Origin of the sequence: Terrimonas rubra (assembly GCF_042686025.1) — a bacterium.
Taxonomy (GTDB): Bacteria; Bacteroidota; Bacteroidia; order Chitinophagales; family Chitinophagaceae; genus Terrimonas; species Terrimonas rubra.
Genome location: NZ_JBHUOZ010000001.1, coordinates 24089 through 39373, shown reverse-complemented (window position 1 = coordinate 39373; position 15285 = coordinate 24089). Strand labels below are relative to the sequence as shown.

At 43.3% G+C, this 15285-nt stretch carries 15 protein-coding genes and 1 tRNA gene; 13 read left to right on the top strand and 3 right to left on the bottom strand.

The genetic code is table 11. The features are described 5' to 3' along the window. Nucleotides 1–63: 63 nt before the first annotated feature. The 3 genes from ACFS6H_RS00180 to ACFS6H_RS00170 form a co-directional block, all read right to left on the bottom strand. Nucleotides 64–150: transfer RNA gene (locus ACFS6H_RS00180), tRNA-Ser, on the bottom strand. A 38-nt stretch (nt 151–188) separates the two neighbouring features. Next, on the bottom strand, nt 189–950 hold the full coding sequence (locus tag ACFS6H_RS00175; protein WP_386093611.1) for a TatD family hydrolase: 762 nt from the start codon (nt 948–950) through the stop codon (nt 189–191). A gap of 207 nt (nt 951–1157) precedes the next feature. Beyond that, nucleotides 1158–1808: a polysaccharide deacetylase family protein gene (locus tag ACFS6H_RS00170; protein ID WP_386093608.1), complete on the bottom strand. Its 651-nt coding sequence runs from the start codon at nt 1806–1808 to the stop codon at nt 1158–1160. 174 nt (nt 1809–1982) lie between these two features. Here ACFS6H_RS00170 and gltX point away from each other — a divergent pair, with 174 nt between their 5' ends. From gltX to ACFS6H_RS00105, 13 genes are all read left to right on the top strand, one after another. Continuing rightward, a complete protein-coding gene (gene gltX, locus ACFS6H_RS00165) occupies nt 1983–3512 on the top strand; it encodes a glutamate--tRNA ligase (RefSeq protein WP_386093605.1) in 1530 nt (509 codons plus the stop codon). A 109-nt stretch (nt 3513–3621) separates the two neighbouring features. Further along, on the top strand, nt 3622–4029 hold the full coding sequence (locus ACFS6H_RS00160; protein WP_386093602.1) for a cobalamin B12-binding domain-containing protein: 408 nt from the start codon (nt 3622–3624) through the stop codon (nt 4027–4029). Between the two features lie 42 nt (nt 4030–4071). After that, a complete protein-coding gene (locus tag ACFS6H_RS00155) occupies nt 4072–4590 on the top strand; it encodes a YegJ family protein (RefSeq protein WP_386093600.1) in 519 nt (172 codons plus the stop codon). Nucleotides 4591–4656: 66 nt separating this feature from the next. Beyond that, nucleotides 4657–4983 carry a TetR/AcrR family transcriptional regulator gene (locus ACFS6H_RS00150; RefSeq protein ID WP_386093597.1) on the top strand — a complete coding sequence of 109 codons (327 nt, stop codon included), beginning with the start codon at nt 4657–4659 and terminating at the stop codon, nt 4981–4983. Beyond that, complete coding sequence (locus ACFS6H_RS00145) at nt 4983–5294, top strand: TetR-like C-terminal domain-containing protein (protein WP_386093594.1); 312 nt, start codon at nt 4983–4985, stop codon at nt 5292–5294. The genes ACFS6H_RS00150 and ACFS6H_RS00145 overlap by 1 nt, the downstream gene beginning before the upstream one ends. Nucleotides 5295–5325: 31 nt before the next feature. Next, entirely contained in the window at nt 5326–6699 is a 1374-nt protein-coding gene (locus ACFS6H_RS00140) for a TolC family protein (protein ID WP_386093591.1), read from the top strand. 1 nt (nt 6700) lies between these two features. Continuing rightward, nucleotides 6701–7747, top strand: coding sequence for an efflux RND transporter periplasmic adaptor subunit (locus tag ACFS6H_RS00135; protein WP_386093588.1), 1047 nt, complete (start codon nt 6701–6703; stop codon nt 7745–7747). Between the two features lie 117 nt (nt 7748–7864). Beyond that, nucleotides 7865–10927, top strand: coding sequence for an efflux RND transporter permease subunit (locus ACFS6H_RS00130; protein WP_386093585.1), 3063 nt, complete (start codon nt 7865–7867; stop codon nt 10925–10927). 132 nt (nt 10928–11059) lie between these two features. Beyond that, nucleotides 11060–11695 (top strand): LutC/YkgG family protein, encoded by a 636-nt coding sequence (locus ACFS6H_RS00125; RefSeq protein ID WP_386093582.1) that lies wholly within the window; start codon nt 11060–11062, stop codon nt 11693–11695. Nucleotides 11696–11760: 65 nt separating this feature from the next. Continuing rightward, a complete protein-coding gene (locus tag ACFS6H_RS00120; protein ID WP_386093579.1) occupies nt 11761–12183 on the top strand; it encodes a gamma-glutamylcyclotransferase family protein in 423 nt (140 codons plus the stop codon). Between the two features lie 164 nt (nt 12184–12347). Further along, nucleotides 12348–13136: a UDP-2,3-diacylglucosamine diphosphatase gene (locus ACFS6H_RS00115; protein ID WP_386093576.1), complete on the top strand. Its 789-nt coding sequence runs from the start codon at nt 12348–12350 to the stop codon at nt 13134–13136. Continuing rightward, a complete protein-coding gene (locus ACFS6H_RS00110; RefSeq protein WP_386093573.1) occupies nt 13136–13960 on the top strand; it encodes a hypothetical protein in 825 nt (274 codons plus the stop codon). The genes ACFS6H_RS00115 and ACFS6H_RS00110 overlap by 1 nt, the downstream gene beginning before the upstream one ends. Before the next feature lie 63 nt (nt 13961–14023). Next, nucleotides 14024–15145 (top strand): mechanosensitive ion channel family protein, encoded by a 1122-nt coding sequence (locus tag ACFS6H_RS00105; protein WP_386093570.1) that lies wholly within the window; start codon nt 14024–14026, stop codon nt 15143–15145. Nucleotides 15146–15285 lie beyond the last annotated feature (140 nt).

The following is a 15285-nucleotide window of genomic DNA, read 5'->3' as shown; positions in this document are numbered from 1 at the left end:
AAAGAAAAAACGCTGCAAATCAATGATTTTGCAGCGTTTTAACTTGTTTTGTATTACTACTTGCAGAGAGGAAGGGATTCGAACCCTCGATACGGTTTCCCGTATACACACTTTCCAGGCGTGCTCCTTCAACCACTCGGACACCTCTCTGTATGGGGCAGCAAATGTACTGCTTTACAGACAAAAATTTATAAATTAAATAATTTTTTGGCGTTGGTACTGGTGATATGGGCAATGCTTTGCAGGCTGGTCTCATGCAGGTCGGCCAGCTTCTGGGCCACATGGGTAAGGTAGGCGGGTTCATTACGTTTGCCGCGGTAGGGCACGGGGGCCAGGTAAGGGGCATCTGTTTCCAGCACTACATAACTCATATCCACGTCGGTAATAAATTTATCCAGCCCGCCATTCTTAAAAGTCAGTACCCCGCCGATACCCAGGTACAGGCCCATATCGGTAATGGCTTTGGCCTGCTCCAGGTTGCCGGAAAAACAATGAAATACACCTTTTAATTTTCCTTTCTGGTACTCCCGCACTACTTCAATACATTCATCATTGGCATTGCGGGAATGGATCACCACCGGCACATCATAATGCAGTGCCCATTCAATCTGGCGGCGGAATGCGATATACTGTTGTTCCTTATGCGTAAGGTCCCAATAAAAGTCCAGCCCGGTTTCGCCAATGGCGATAAAAGACCGTTGTTCCAAATATTGCTCAGCTATCTTTAACTCTTCCTCAAATTGTTCATTCACCGAACAGGGATGTATGCCCATCATGCTCAGGCACCAGGGATGGGCGGCTTCCGTGTCCAGCATAGCCTGGTGGGTTTCACTATCTATAGCCGGCATGAGTATCGTATTTATACCATTCGCTGCTGCATTTTTCAACATCATTTCCTGGTCATCTTTATACGTATTGGCGTAGATATGAGCATGAGTATCAATAAACATGAGCTTTTTTAAGGGGTTTGGTGATATGTATTGCAAACACAAATTTGTCAAGAAAGTTGAAAATTGTTTGCATAATTTAAAATTTATTATACCTTTAATACAGTTTTCATAGGGTACGGATTAAAAACGGGCCAGGGTTTCTACCCCGGCCCTATTTTTTTTAAGAGGTATTTATCCGTGTCCTGCATTTTGCTGGCTATCGTAGTTTTACGATACCTTGGTGATGGCCCTGAAACTATATCCCTGTTCACTAAAATAAGCGAGTGTTTTGGGTAAAGCATATTGCAAACGGGGAAATGCTTTTTCACTGTCATGAAATACAATGATAGAACCTTTGGTCGCCTTCCCTATTACATGCTTTAAACAATCTTCGCCGCTGATCGTAGTATCAAAGTCTGCGGATAACACATCCCACATGATAATACTGGTTTTTTGGGTGCTTTTGTTCAGCGAAAGTTGCTGCAGGTTTTTAGCCTGGAAACCACTGATGCGACCATAAGGCGGGCGGAATAAATGGGAGTCTATCCATTTGGCTGCTTCCAGTATATTATTAATGTATACCTGGTCATCCGTTTTCCAGCCATTATAATGATTATGGGTATGGTTGCCTACTGCATGCCCTTCTTCCAGTATACGTTTATACACAGCATGTTGTTCCGCTACATTTTTCCCGATACAAAAAAAAGTGGCTTTGGCCTGGTATTGCTGCAAGGTATCCAGTACAAAAGGTGTAACGGTCGCATGGGGGCCGTCATCAAAAGTGAGGTATAAAATTTTTTCCGAGGTAGGTAAACTCCAGGTATAACGGCTGTAAATTTTTTTTAACCACCAGGGCGTTTTAATAAAATACTTTTTCATTGCCCCGCAAAGATAAACAGTCCTTTTATCAATCGCTAAACGGCCGATACCTACTTTATACCTGTATACTATAATCTATATACTGTAATCTATATACTATGATCTGTATACTTGAATCTATATACTAAAGTCTAAATACTCCTCTCTCCATTCTATACATTAACTTTGCCGCCTATGAGTAAGAATGTCAGAGTACGGTTTGCACCCTCACCAACGGGTGGCTTACATTTAGGTGGTGTAAGGACCGTTTTATACAATTATTTGTTTGCTAAAAAGCACCAGGGCGATTTTATATTACGTATAGAGGATACCGACCAGAGCCGTTATGTGGCCGGTGCAGAAGAGTATATATTTAAATGCCTGGAATGGGCAGGTTTAACACCTGACGAAAGTCCTTTGAACCCGGGTGCTTTTGGTCCTTATCGCCAGAGCGAAAGAAAACAGGCCGGCATTTACCAGCGTTATGCCGATAGCCTGGTAAAAGATGGTCATGCTTATTATGCCTTTGATACCCCGGAAGAACTGGAACAAATGCGCAGCCGATATAAAACCGAACAAAACCCTTCGCCGCAGTACGACCGGAATGTGCGTTTAAAAATGCGCAATTCCCTGGCATTGACAGAATCCGAAGTAAAAGCTTTGCTGGATAATGGTACGCCCTATGTAGTGCGTATAAAAATGCCGGATGATGAAACGGTTAGTTTCACTGACATGATCCGGGGCGAAGTAAGTTTTAATACATCATTGGTAGATGATAAAGTATTATTAAAGGCTGATGGTATGCCTACCTATCACCTGGCGGTGGTGGTAGATGACTACCTGATGCAGATCACGCATGCATTCCGTGGGGAAGAGTGGCTGCCCAGTGCGCCGGTACATATATTATTATGGAAATATCTTTTTGGACTGGACCAGATGCCTTTATGGGCACACCTGCCTTTAATATTGGGACCTAACGGTAAACTGAGTAAACGTGATGGCGCCAAATACGGCTTCCCGGTATTTGCCATGAACTGGACCGATCCCAAAACCAATGAATTGACAGAAGGTTTTTTTGAGAAAGGATTTTTGCCGGAAGCGTTTATTAACCTGCTGGCCTTACTGGGCTGGAATGACGGCACCGAACAGGAACTGTTTTCAAAGGAAGAGCTGATCAATGCTTTTTCTATGGAAAGGGTGCATAGCGGCGGCGCTAAGTTTGATTATGAAAAAGCCAAATGGTTTAATGCCGAATGGATCAAACGTACCGATGCGGCAACCTTATTACCAGCTGTGAAAAATATCCTGGCCGATAACCATATTATTGTTGTGGATGATGCGGTGGCACAACAGGTGATTGACGCGGTAAAAGACCGCTGTGTATTACTGACAGATTTTGTACAACAGGCAGGTTTCTTTTTCCAGCAACCGAAGGAGATAGATATTGCTTCCATTCAGCCCAAATGGTCCGAAGCTAAACAATTGTTTTTTGCAGAAGTGATCCGGCAGTTTGAACTGGCTGATCACTGGGATGCAGCACAACTGGAGCAGGGCTTTAAAGAAATGGCCGCGGCTAACCAGTTAAAACCCGGTGATGTGATGTTACCCCTGCGTATTATGTTAGTGGGTGGTAAATTTGGTCCGCATGTTTTTGATATTGCCCAAATAATAGGTAAAGCCGAAACGATTAACAGAATGCAGCATACCTTAGGTTTGCTGGCTTAATACGATACTGGTGACCAGGTAAAATTGCCCGGCTATTGCCGGGCAATTCGTTTACAGGCGGGCAGGGATAATGTCAAAAACCTTACATTTGTTAGTATAAATAAAATACATGAACAGACCGGTACGCGTTTTAGTGGCTAAAGTAGGATTGGACGGGCACGACCGTGGTGCTAAAGTAATTGCAACGGCCTTGCGTGATGCCGGTATGGAAGTAATTTATACAGGATTGCGCCAGACCCCTGAAATGGTGGTGAATGCTGCACTGCAGGAAGATGTGGATGCCATTGGCGTAAGTATTTTATCCGGTGCACACATGACCGTTTTTCCTAAGATCATTGAACTGATGAAAGCAAAAAGTATGAATGATGTATTGCTCACCGGGGGCGGCATTATTCCTGAAGACGATATGACGGCATTGCAACAAATGGGTGTGGGCCGTTTATTTCCTCCCGGCACCACTACCGCCGATATTACCGGTTATATTACGGATTGGGTGAAAGCGCACCGTAACTTCTAAACAATCTTTTATCCTTACCTGCTAACTCCTAAAATTAGATAAATGACCTTTTCCCGCATGGTAATGGCTACGTGTGTAGCGACGGCCTTGTTTATGGCCTGTAACAATAATGACAATGGTATGAAAGTGATTGAGCGGGAGGAAGAACCGGATATTTATCAGGTAAAAGACGAGGATAAAGCCATGAACAATGCCATTGCCACGGCCAGGCAAAGCCTCGGGATATTTAACACTGCCTTAAAGAGTGGTGCCGATAGCCTGCAAAGTTTTTCCCTTAAAGTGCGGTATGATATGCCGGACGGGTATGGTGAACATATCTGGTTAAACGAGGTTAGTTTAAATGATGGAGTATATACCGGGATTGTAAATAATGTACCCGATGTGATCACCGAGGTAAAGTTTGGTGATACGGTAACGGTGAACAACGATCGTATCAGTGACTGGATGTACCTGGCCAACAATAAATTAAGGGGCGGTTATACGCTAAGAGTGATCAGGGAAAAAATGTCACCGGAGGAAAAAAAGAAAATGCAGGAACAAAGCGGTTTCATTATTGAATAAAATAAAAACCGGAAAATAATTTGAAAATTAACAGTGTTAAGTATATTTGCGCTGTAATTATTTATAATGGGTATTAAAGAAAGAAAAGAGAAGCACAAAGAAAACCTGCGCCAGAGCATCCTGGACGCGGCTAAAAAGCTTTTCCTATCAGAAGGCTACGACGCCACATCCATTAGGAAGATTGCCGCCGAAATTGAATTTAGTCCTACCACCATTTACCTGTATTATAAGGATAAGGCCGAGATAGCCCATGCCCTGCATGTGGAAGGGTTTAAAGTACTGGCCACCCGGTTCGGCGTATTGCAACATGTTAAGGACCCTTTTGAACGTTTAAAGGCCATGGGGATATCTATATCCGTTTTGCCCTTGAAAACAGTGACTTTTATGAGTTAATGTTTGTATTAAAGGAACCCATTGCCCACCTGAAAGGAAGCTGCGTATATGAAAACTGGGAAGAAGGCGAAAAAGCTTTCCAGGCTTTGATGATGAATATAGCAGCCTGCCAGGAAGTGGGTTATTTTAAAAACCTGGATACAACGGCAGTGGCCCTGATCGCCTGGAGCACTTTACACGGAATATGCAGTTTAAAGTTACATGGACACCTGGATCATATGAGTGAACATGAGCCCTCCTTACAACAGATGGAGAATATAGTAGGACAATCCTATGAAACATTTATGCAGATGCTGGAACGGCTAAAATAATTTTTTTTCATTTTACTTAACACTGTAAATAATGATAACGGTATTTAGGAGTAAGCCAAAATTGTTGCTGTTTATCTTTTTATTGCCTGTATTGGTACAGGCTCAAAACAGCCTGGATGGTTATATTGATAGCGCACTGACCAACAACCGGGTATTGCAGCAAAAAAACATCTCCCTGGAAAAAGCCACCCTGGCATTAAGCATTGCCAAAAGTTATTACTATCCTAACCTCGGGTTCCAGGCAGGGTACCAGACTGCTGCTGGTGGTCGTGATATCAACCTGCCCCTGGGCGATCTGCTGAACGGCGTGTATGGTACATTGAACCAGCTGACTGGCAGCAATAACTTTCCGCAGTTAAAAAACCAGCAGGTTAATTTTTTGCCGAAGAATTTTTATGATGCCAAACTGCGCACCACCATGCCCCTGTACAACCAGGATATTTACTACAATAAAAAAATAGCCCACCAGCAGATAGCATTAAGCGAACTGGATATTGATGTATATAAAAGAGAGCTGATCAAAAACGTAAAAGAAGCCTACTATAATTACTTAACGGCGTTACAGGCCATTGATATTTACAAACAGGCACTGGAAATTGCTAACGAAAGTAAAAGGGTTAACCAAAAACTATTGGACAATGGTAAAGGCCTGCATGCCTATATATTGCGTTCGGAAAGTGAAATAGAGAACATCAATGCACAGATCAATGCAGCTGAACAACAATCTGCCAATGCCATGATGTATTTTAATTTTTTATTGAACCGGCCTTTACGTGCATCCATCAGCACGGACTATCCTGTTGCTAAAAATATGGAAGAGGCCGGTGGTTTATTACTCCGCGAATACAATAATTCCAGCCGGGAAGAAATAACCTTACTGGATAAAGTAGTGCAGTTAAACGAAACAGCAGTGGCCATGAACAAAAGCGCTTATTATCCTAAGCTGAACAGCTTTTTAGACCTGGGATCGCAGGCAGAAAATTTTAAATTCAACAGCCAGTCCCGTTACTATATGTTAGGCCTGCAGCTGGATGTGCCCATCTTTACCGGCTTTCGTACAAAAAATAAAGTAAAGCAGGCCGAGCTGGATGTGGCCAATGCAAAGATCAACAAGGCCCAGGTAGCGGAACAACTGAACCTGGCAGGCAGCGTAGCAAAAAATAATTTACTGGCTGCCTGGCAAACCTATACAGCTACCACCAAACAACTGGAAGCAGCGGCGGCTTACCAGCGTTTAATTGACCGCGGTTACAAAGAAGGTACCAACACTTTTATTGAAACCGTAGATGCCAGGGGACAGTTTACCCAGGCGCAACTCGCCCATAATATTCAACAATATAAAGTTTTAATTGCTGCGGCTGTACTGGAAAGAGAAGCGGCAACTATACCTCTAAAAACCAACTGATATGTACAATAGAAAAACATTGATAGTGACTTTATGCAGCATGCTGGTACTGGTGGCCTGTAAAAGCAAAAAGCAGGCGGAGTCAATACCGGATGATATTATACCGGTAAAAGTAATGTCCTTGCAGATGGACTCCCTGGAACAAACCATTCATGCATCAGGCCAGTTTACTACTGATGATGAAACCAACCTGTCCTTTAAAAACGGTGGTATTATCCGGAAGATATATGTAGATGTAGGTGATGTGGTTAAAAAAGGCCAGCTATTGGCTACCGTTGACCTGACAGAGATCAATGCCATGTCGCAACAGGCATCTTTAGGTTATGCCAAGGCCCAGCGTGATTATGAAAGAGCCGTGAATTTATATAAGGACAGCGTAGCCACCCTGGAACAAATGCAGAATGCCAAGACGGCGCTGGACATTGCCCGCCAGCAATATATTGGTGCCGGCTTTAACCAGAACAATTCTGAAATAAGAGCCACACAGTCAGGTTATGTATTACGCCGGTATGCGCAGGAAGGCCAGATCGCCGGTCCCGGTACTCCGGTATTACAGATAAACGGTGCCGCCAATGGCAACTGGATACTGAAAGCGGGTGTAAGTGATAAACAATGGTCGGCCATAACAGTAGGCGATAAAGCCATTGTTACTACCGATGCCATGGATAGCAGGACCCTGGCTGCTAAAGTGATAAAAAAATCAGAAGCTATTGATCCGATGAGCGGCACTTTTATTATCCAGTTACAAATAACTGATGCTGATAAAAAAGGGATTGCCGCCGGCTTATTTGGCAAGGCCATTATTACCCCTTCCCGTACCACCGAAGCCTGGGCCATTCCCTACGATGCCTTACTGGACAGCGATAAAAACACCGGTTATGTTTTTGTAACTAACGATGACAGTACGGTACAAAAACTCAGTGTACAGATCAGTAATGTAACCAATGGTAAAGTGATTATCCAGAGCGGACTGGAAAACGTTAAACACCTGATCATATCGGGCAATGCTTACCTGAACGAAGGTTCAAAAATTAAAGTGATACAATAGTATACACTCATTAGTTGATAATTAAAAAAACTGGCAGTGTTGGTGTGAAGGGCTGTACGGACGGTCGCTGCAGGCACACTCCTGTTGATCCAGAAACCTCAAACCTCATGTTATATCATGAAAATATCTGAGTACGCAATCAAGAATAACCAGTTCACCCTCATTATGGTGTTAATGGTAGTAGCGGTGGGTATTGCCACATTGCTGGGCATGCCCCGTTCAGAGGACCCTGAATTAAATGCACCCATATTCCCGGTGGTAGTGGTCTATCCCGGCACCAGTCCCAAAGACATGGAAGAGCTGGTGGTAAAACCATTGGAGAAAAATATTTATGGCCTGGAGAATATTAAACGGATCAAAACCAGTATTCACGATGGTTTGGCGGTATTGGCCGTGGAGTACCGGTATAATGTTAAGGTGGACGATAAATACCAGGAGCTGGTACGGGAGGTGAACAGTTTACGCAGCCAGCTGCCACAGGATATTTACAATATTGAAGTACAGAAAATAGATCCCTCCAATGTAAATATTTTACAGATTGCCCTGGTATCGGAAAACGCATCCCGTGATAAACTCACTGCTGCCAGCGACGATCTGCAAAGCGCCCTGGAAAAAGTTACTTCACTAAAAAATGTGGAAGTACAGGGGTTGCCCGATCGCATTGTAAGGGTGAATATGCAGCTGGATAAAATGGCCCAGTTGCATATACCGGTACCCCTGGTAGCATCGGCATTACAAAGCGAAATTGCCAATATTCCCGGCGGTCATATTAATGAAGGCAATAAAAGCTTTAACATTAAAACCAATAACAGTTACCAGGATATTGAGGAAATAAAAAATACCGTAGTAGTAAGCCGCAATGAAGGCACCATTTTTTTAAAGGACATAGCGGATGTATATTTTGATTATGCTGCCGAAACCCATATTACCCGGCTTAACGGGCACCGGGCGGTATTTGTCATTGCGGCATTGAAGAAAGGGGAGAATATCACCAAGGCACAGGATGCTTACCTGCCCGTGATTGAGAACTTTAAAAAAACATTACCGGCCAATATTGACCTGCAGCTGCATTTTGACCAGGCGGCCCAGGTAACTAACCGCTTAAGCAGTTTAGGCGTAGATTTTTTAATAGCCATCGGCCTGGTATTAATTACACTGTTGCCATTGGGTACAAGGGCATCCCTGGTAGTAATGATATCCATTCCTTTATCACTGGGTATAGGTGTTATTTTATTGAACCTGTTTGGGTATAACCTTAACCAGTTAAGTATTGTAGGTCTTGTTGTGGCCCTGGGTTTATTGGTTGATGACAGCATTGTGGTCGTAGAAAATATAGAACGCTGGATGCGGGAAGGGCATTCCCGTTTGCAGGCAACCATTAAAGCTACCAACCAGATCGGCAAAGCGGTATTGGGCTGTACAGCTACACTGATCATTGCCTTCATGCCACTGGCTTTTATGCCCGAAGCTTCCGGTGAGTTTATACGCAGCTTACCTGTTTCGGTGATCAGCACCATCTTTGGCTCTATGATCGTGGCGCTGACCATTGTGCCGTTTTTATCCAGTATTATATTAAAACCCAGTGCTAATGAACATGGTAATATATTTTTGAAATATTTACAAAAAGCAATTCATGGTACTTACTCCGTATTATTGGACAAGGCCCTGAAACACCCGGTAATAACCCTCATTATTGCTACTGCCGTGTTTGTAGGCTCTTTATTATTAATCCCGGTAATTGGCACCAGTTTATTCCCTTCCTCGGAAAAACCACAATTCTTAATTAATGTTTCGGCCCCCTTACAGTCCAATATATTCTATACCGATTCCATTACCCGGCAAATTGAAAAGGAATTAAAGAACATACCGGAAGTACAATACTTTGCGGCCAACGTAGGCAAGGGTAACCCGCGTATTTACTACAATGTAAACCAGCAGAACGAGCGCAGTGATTTTTCCGAAATTTTTGTACAGTTGCAGCCAAATATCAAACCCAATAAAAAAGTAGAGATCATTGAAAGCCTGCGCAACAAATGGACGCCTTATCCGGGTGCTAAAGTAGAAGTAAAAAACTTTGAACAGGGACAACCCATGATATCGCCGGTGGAAGTAAGGTTATTAGGCGATAATCTGGATACCCTGCGTAAACTGGCTGCCGGGGTGGAGGAGATGCTGAAGAAAACGGAAGGAACCATTTATGTGAACAACCCTGTACGCAATTTAAAATCGGATATACGTATTACCGTTAACAAACAAAAAGCACAGCAACTGGGCGTACCTACGGTAAACATTGGCCGCACAGTGCGCATGGCAGTTGCCGGCATACCGGTAGGCAATTTTACCAATCCCAATGCGGACGGTGATGATTACAGCATTGTGCTCACCACTCCCAGGGCTTCCTACCCGGATATCACAGTGTTTGATAATATTTTTGTGAACAACAATGAAGGCAAAGCCATTCCCCTGTCGCAGCTGGCTACCATTGGTTTTGAAACCTCGCCCCAGAGCATCAACCACTTTAATAAAATAAGAACGGTAACCGTAAATGCCTTTGTACGTAAAGGGTTTTTAAATGATGCCGTTATTAATGATGTGATCAAACAGATGGATAAAACGGATCTGCCGGCCGGCTATACCTATGCTATGGGTGGCGAGGTGGAAGGCAAAAGCGAATCCTTTGACGGCTTTGGCAGTATTATACTGGTAACGGTATTTATGTTTATTGCGGTGCTGGTATTACAGTTCCGGACCTTTAAAAGTACGCTCATTGTTTTATCGGTAATTCCTTTGGGAATAGTAGGCGCAGTACTGGCCCTGCTGGTAACGGGTAATTCCTTATCCTTTGTGGCAACCATCGGTATTGTGGCACTGGCGGGCATCGAGGTCAAGAATACCATCCTGCTCGTTGATTTCACTAACCAGCTGCGGGAAGAAGGCATGGAGCTATTACAGGCCATTGAGGAAGCCGGCGAAAAAAGATTTTTACCTATTATATTAACAACCTTTACGGCTATCGGTGGATTATTACCCATTGCTATGTCCAGTAACCCGTTAATATCGCCCCTGGCTATTGTAATGATCGGCGGCCTCATCAGCTCTACCTTATTATCCCGTATTGTAACACCGGTTATTTACAAGCTAATGCCACCTAAAGTGGTGGTGAAGGGAAAAGAATTATGAATGCTGAATGATGAATTGTGCTTTTAGCTTTAGGCTTTGCGCTTTCAGCATTTTATCCATTGTCAACTGTCAATTGCTCATTGTCCATTGCCTAAAAACTCAGTACCTTAGCGGCTATAGTTAGTTGCAAATATGAGTATATCACCGGCAAAAGAGAATATTTTAAAAAAGATCAGGGAGGCATTAAGTCATCCTACGGCCATACCTTTTCCGGCCAGTGAGGGTAATGCTTCTGTATATAAAGCACCGCAACAGGAAAATGAAATTGAATTTGCCGAGCAGTTCTCCAAACTGCAGGGCAGGTTTGTATACTGTATTAACCAGCAGGAGCTGGCTTTCCAGTTGAGCAGCCTGATACAAAAACAGGACTGGCAGAAAGTATATTGTGTGGAACCGGCCTTGCAGCAACAATTGAGCGCTGCCGTGGCGGACAGGCTGGTGGAAACCGGTTTAAAAGATAGCGATGTAGCCATTACCGGCTGTGAATTCCTGGTAGCCCGTACCGGTAGTATTGTATTAAGTGCCGGGCAGCAAAGCGGCCGTAATACCAGCGTATATGCGCCTATTCATATCTGCATTGCTTATACCCATCAGCTGGTAACCGATGTTAAGGATGCCTTAACGTTAATAAAAGATAAATATCAGGATAAATTGCCGTCATTAATTACTTTTGCTACCGGCCCCAGCCGTACTGCCGATATTGAAAAAACACTGGTAGTAGGCGTGCACGGCCCCCGGGAAGTGTACGTGTTTTTAGTAGATGCCTGACGATTTTAATGCCATTTGAAACCAATTATAAATAAATGGCTTCATCTTTAATACATAATGATTAAATGAAAACACCCTATTTATTTGTATACGGTTCTTTATTAAGCGGCTTTAAAAGTCCGGCTTACGAATATATAAGCCGTTACTTCCTGCTGGTAGGTGCTACTACGGTACCGGGAATATTGGTAGATATGGGTAATTACCCGGCAGCCGTACCCGCCAATGACAGCAGTACCTTAATAAAAGGCGAGTTATATGTGATCAAGAACCCCGCCGAGTTATCCTGGGCCATCGGGCAACTGGACGATTATGAAGGTGCCGTACCCGAAGTAGGCGAAACGCCTTTATACCGTCGTGATACGGTACCGGTTACTGTAAACAATGAAACCGTAGCGGCCAATATTTACTGGTTCAATGGCGATGTGAGTAATAAACCGGTTATTCATTCGGGAGATGTGCTGACCTATATGATGGAGAAGAATAATTAATTTTTTACCGGCAGTAGTTCCCTGATTGAGCTGATGTTGCGACGCTCCATTCATCGTTCGGTTCGCTATTGAGCAGCGGCAATGAACAATTTTGTTACGGTCTATAAACCTTAGGTTTGAAAAATATTCATTATTAATTCTTAATTATTAACTTCTCTTCCCTCTTGTCGACCAATAAAAAAATATACTTTCTTTCCGATTTTCATTTGGGTGCACCCGACCATGCCACCAGCTTACAACGTGAAAAAATGTTGGTCAAGTTTTTGCACCAGATCAAAGAAGATGCGGCCGAAATTTTTATAGTAGGTGATATGTTCGATTTCTGGTACGAATACCGGAAAGTGGTGCCCAAAGGTTTTGTACGTATCCTGGGAAAACTGGGGGAGATAACCGATAGCGGTATTCCTGTACATTTTTTTGTAGGCAACCACGATATGTGGATGAAGGATTATCTGACCGAAGAACTGAATATTAAAGTGTATTTTGACCCGATTGAATTTACGTTCCATGGCAAAAAAATGCTGGTAGGTCATGGTGATGGTTTAGGCCCCGGCGATCATGGGTATAAGCGGCTGAAAAAAATATTCCGCAACCCCGTATGCCAGTGGTTATTTGGTATACTGCCGCCTGCCATAGGCATGGGCGTGGCCAATTATATGAGCCGCCGCAGCCGGGCACAAACCGGTACGGTGGAGGAAGTGTTTTTGGGAGGCGACAAGGAATGGCTGGTCCAATACTGTCAATACAAACTGCAGCAAAAACATTACGATTACTTTGTGTTTGGTCACCGGCATCTGCCTATTTATTACCAGTTACAGCCTGACAGCTATTATATTAACCTGGGCGATTGGATAAGGTATTATACCTATGCGGTGTTTGACGGTGAAAAATTTGAGCTGTTGTCATACAACAATATGGAGCATAAAATCATCTATCATCATATCAGCCAATAATGGTCAACACAATCAGGTATACTTTTGTCAGCCTACTGGTGTTTTTCAGCACCTTCTCTATACTTTCTGCACAGGATGATAGTTTGTTTACATTGCAAAAAAACATTCCCGGTAATATCAGCTCCTTTGCCGTGGACAACCTGGAAAACCTCTATATTTTAAACAGCAGCGGGCAGTTAAAAAAACTGACCGAAAAAGGGGATTCGCTGGCGGTATTCAACAATGTAAAAAAATACGGCGAAGCCACGCTGATCGATGTTTCCAACCCGCTGAAAATATTATTATACTACCGCGATTTTTCAACCGTAGTGGTTTTGGACCGTTTGTTAAATATGCGCACGGCCATCGATCTGCGTAAGACCGATATTTTGCAGGCCGGCACGGTGGCCCTGTCCTACGACAGTAAAATATGGGTATATGATGAAGTGCAGAATAAACTGAAGAAAATTGATGATGAAGGCAAATTATTACTAGAAACGCCCGACTTCCGCCTGTTGTTTAACCAGACAGCGCAGCCACAAAATATTTTCGACCAGGATAAACTGGTCTACCTCTACGATTCAATACAGGGTTTTTTTGTGTTTGATTACTACGGGGCTTTAAAAAATAAAATACTTATTACTAAGTGGAAACATGTGAGAATAGTAGGTAAATATATATATGGTACGGATGGAGCTTTTATATACCGCTATAATATCACCACTTTCCGTTACGATAAATGGCCTGTACCTGCCGCTATTGCGGGCGCCAGGAAAATTTATTTTACCGCTAACCGCTTATATGTGCTGAACGACCAGGGAATTAATGTGTACGGTTTCCGGTAAGGAACACCGGCATGGTGTTCCATTTCCGTTTTTATATTTTTGCGATTCATTAAAGGATAAAACATGAACGACTTCCTGAACCAGGTTTGGTTTGAAAATACGGTACAGTCTTATTTCATTGTGATACTGGTAATACTGGTAATGCTGGGCATAAAAAAATATGTGGCGCATTACGTGGCCAACCTCTTGTTCCTGGGCGTTCACCAGATATGGAAGGATGTAGATAAGCCCTCCTTTAAATCCCTGGTGGCAAAGCCGCTGAGCATGTTCCTGTTTCTTTTTGTTACCATTGTAAGCCTCGATAAACTTACTTACCCGGAGGTGCTGAACTTTAAAATCTACCGGATCGACTTTCATGGCCTGCTCGAGACAATCGCCACTATTTTACTCATTGTTTCTTTTTTCAGGCTTATCATCAGTATTGTGAACTTTGTTGCCCTGATCCTGCACCGGAAAGCAGAGCGTACCGTGGACCCGACCGATGACCAGCTGATCATTTTCTTTAAAGAATTTTTCCGGGTGCTTATTGGTATTATCGGTTTGCTGATGATACTGAAATATGCATTTGGTTACCAGATCAGTAACCTGTTAACCGGCCTGAGTATCGTAGGTGCGGCTGTTGCACTGGCTTTACGGGAAAGCCTGGAAAACCTGATCGCCTCCTTCATTATTTTCTTTGACAAGCCTTTTCATGTAGGCGATGTGGTAAAGGTGAATACGTTTACCGGCACAGTGGAAAAGATCGGTTTACGCAGTGTACGTATCCGTACCGATCAGAAAACCTTTATTACGGTACCCAATAAACAAATGGTAGATACCATTATTGATAACCTGTCCATGCGTACCCAGCGCCGGGCAGATCTTAGATTAGAGATCGGTTTATCAGCCACGGCAGAACAACTGGATAAGTTTGTAAGTGAAGTGCGCCGGGTTATTACCCAGGGCGATATTCAGAACTCCTCCGCGTATTTAACGGATATAACCCCTTCCTCTTACCTGGTAGCGGTGGAATACTATACGGGCCCTATTACCATGACCGACTTTAATACCCTGAAACAGCAGATCAACCTGCAGGTATTACAACTGGTCCAGGATCTTGGTATGGAAATATCGGGCGGCAGTACCGATATCAGTATCCGGCAACCTAACCCTCCGGCTGCTAAAACGGAGCAAAAAGAACTGTAGATATTACTGTTTATTTATATGTGTGTAGGAGTATAATGTAATCTTATTGTCATATCGTAAATAAACGAACAGCCGTTTTAGGTTTTTTTCGGATAAACGGTAAAATATCTTGATGGAAACTTGGGCAACGATTTGAGTTT

Excerpts from the sequence above, each read along its gene's own strand:
- ACFS6H_RS00135 (WP_386093588.1), top strand. The coding sequence starts at position 6,701 with ATGTACAATAGAAAAACATTGATAGTGACTTTATGCAGCATGCTGGTA.
- ACFS6H_RS00125 (WP_386093582.1), top strand. The coding sequence starts at position 11,060 with ATGAGTATATCACCGGCAAAAGAGAATATTTTAAAAAAGATCAGGGAG.
- ACFS6H_RS00110 (WP_386093573.1), top strand. The coding sequence starts at position 13,136 with ATGGTCAACACAATCAGGTATACTTTTGTCAGCCTACTGGTGTTTTTC.
- ACFS6H_RS00105 (WP_386093570.1), top strand. The coding sequence starts at position 14,024 with ATGAACGACTTCCTGAACCAGGTTTGGTTTGAAAATACGGTACAGTCT.
- ACFS6H_RS00140 (WP_386093591.1), top strand. The coding sequence starts at position 5,326 with ATGATAACGGTATTTAGGAGTAAGCCAAAATTGTTGCTGTTTATCTTT.
- ACFS6H_RS00130 (WP_386093585.1), top strand. The coding sequence starts at position 7,865 with ATGAAAATATCTGAGTACGCAATCAAGAATAACCAGTTCACCCTCATT.
- ACFS6H_RS00150 (WP_386093597.1), top strand. The coding sequence starts at position 4,657 with ATGGGTATTAAAGAAAGAAAAGAGAAGCACAAAGAAAACCTGCGCCAG.
- gltX (WP_386093605.1), top strand. The coding sequence starts at position 1,983 with ATGAGTAAGAATGTCAGAGTACGGTTTGCACCCTCACCAACGGGTGGC.
- ACFS6H_RS00175 (WP_386093611.1), bottom strand. The coding sequence starts at position 950 with ATGTTTATTGATACTCATGCTCATATCTACGCCAATACGTATAAAGAT.
- ACFS6H_RS00120 (WP_386093579.1), top strand. The coding sequence starts at position 11,761 with ATGAAAACACCCTATTTATTTGTATACGGTTCTTTATTAAGCGGCTTT.
- ACFS6H_RS00160 (WP_386093602.1), top strand. The coding sequence starts at position 3,622 with ATGAACAGACCGGTACGCGTTTTAGTGGCTAAAGTAGGATTGGACGGG.
- ACFS6H_RS00170 (WP_386093608.1), bottom strand. The coding sequence starts at position 1,808 with ATGAAAAAGTATTTTATTAAAACGCCCTGGTGGTTAAAAAAAATTTAC.
- ACFS6H_RS00145 (WP_386093594.1), top strand. The coding sequence starts at position 4,983 with ATGTTTGTATTAAAGGAACCCATTGCCCACCTGAAAGGAAGCTGCGTA.
- ACFS6H_RS00155 (WP_386093600.1), top strand. The coding sequence starts at position 4,072 with ATGACCTTTTCCCGCATGGTAATGGCTACGTGTGTAGCGACGGCCTTG.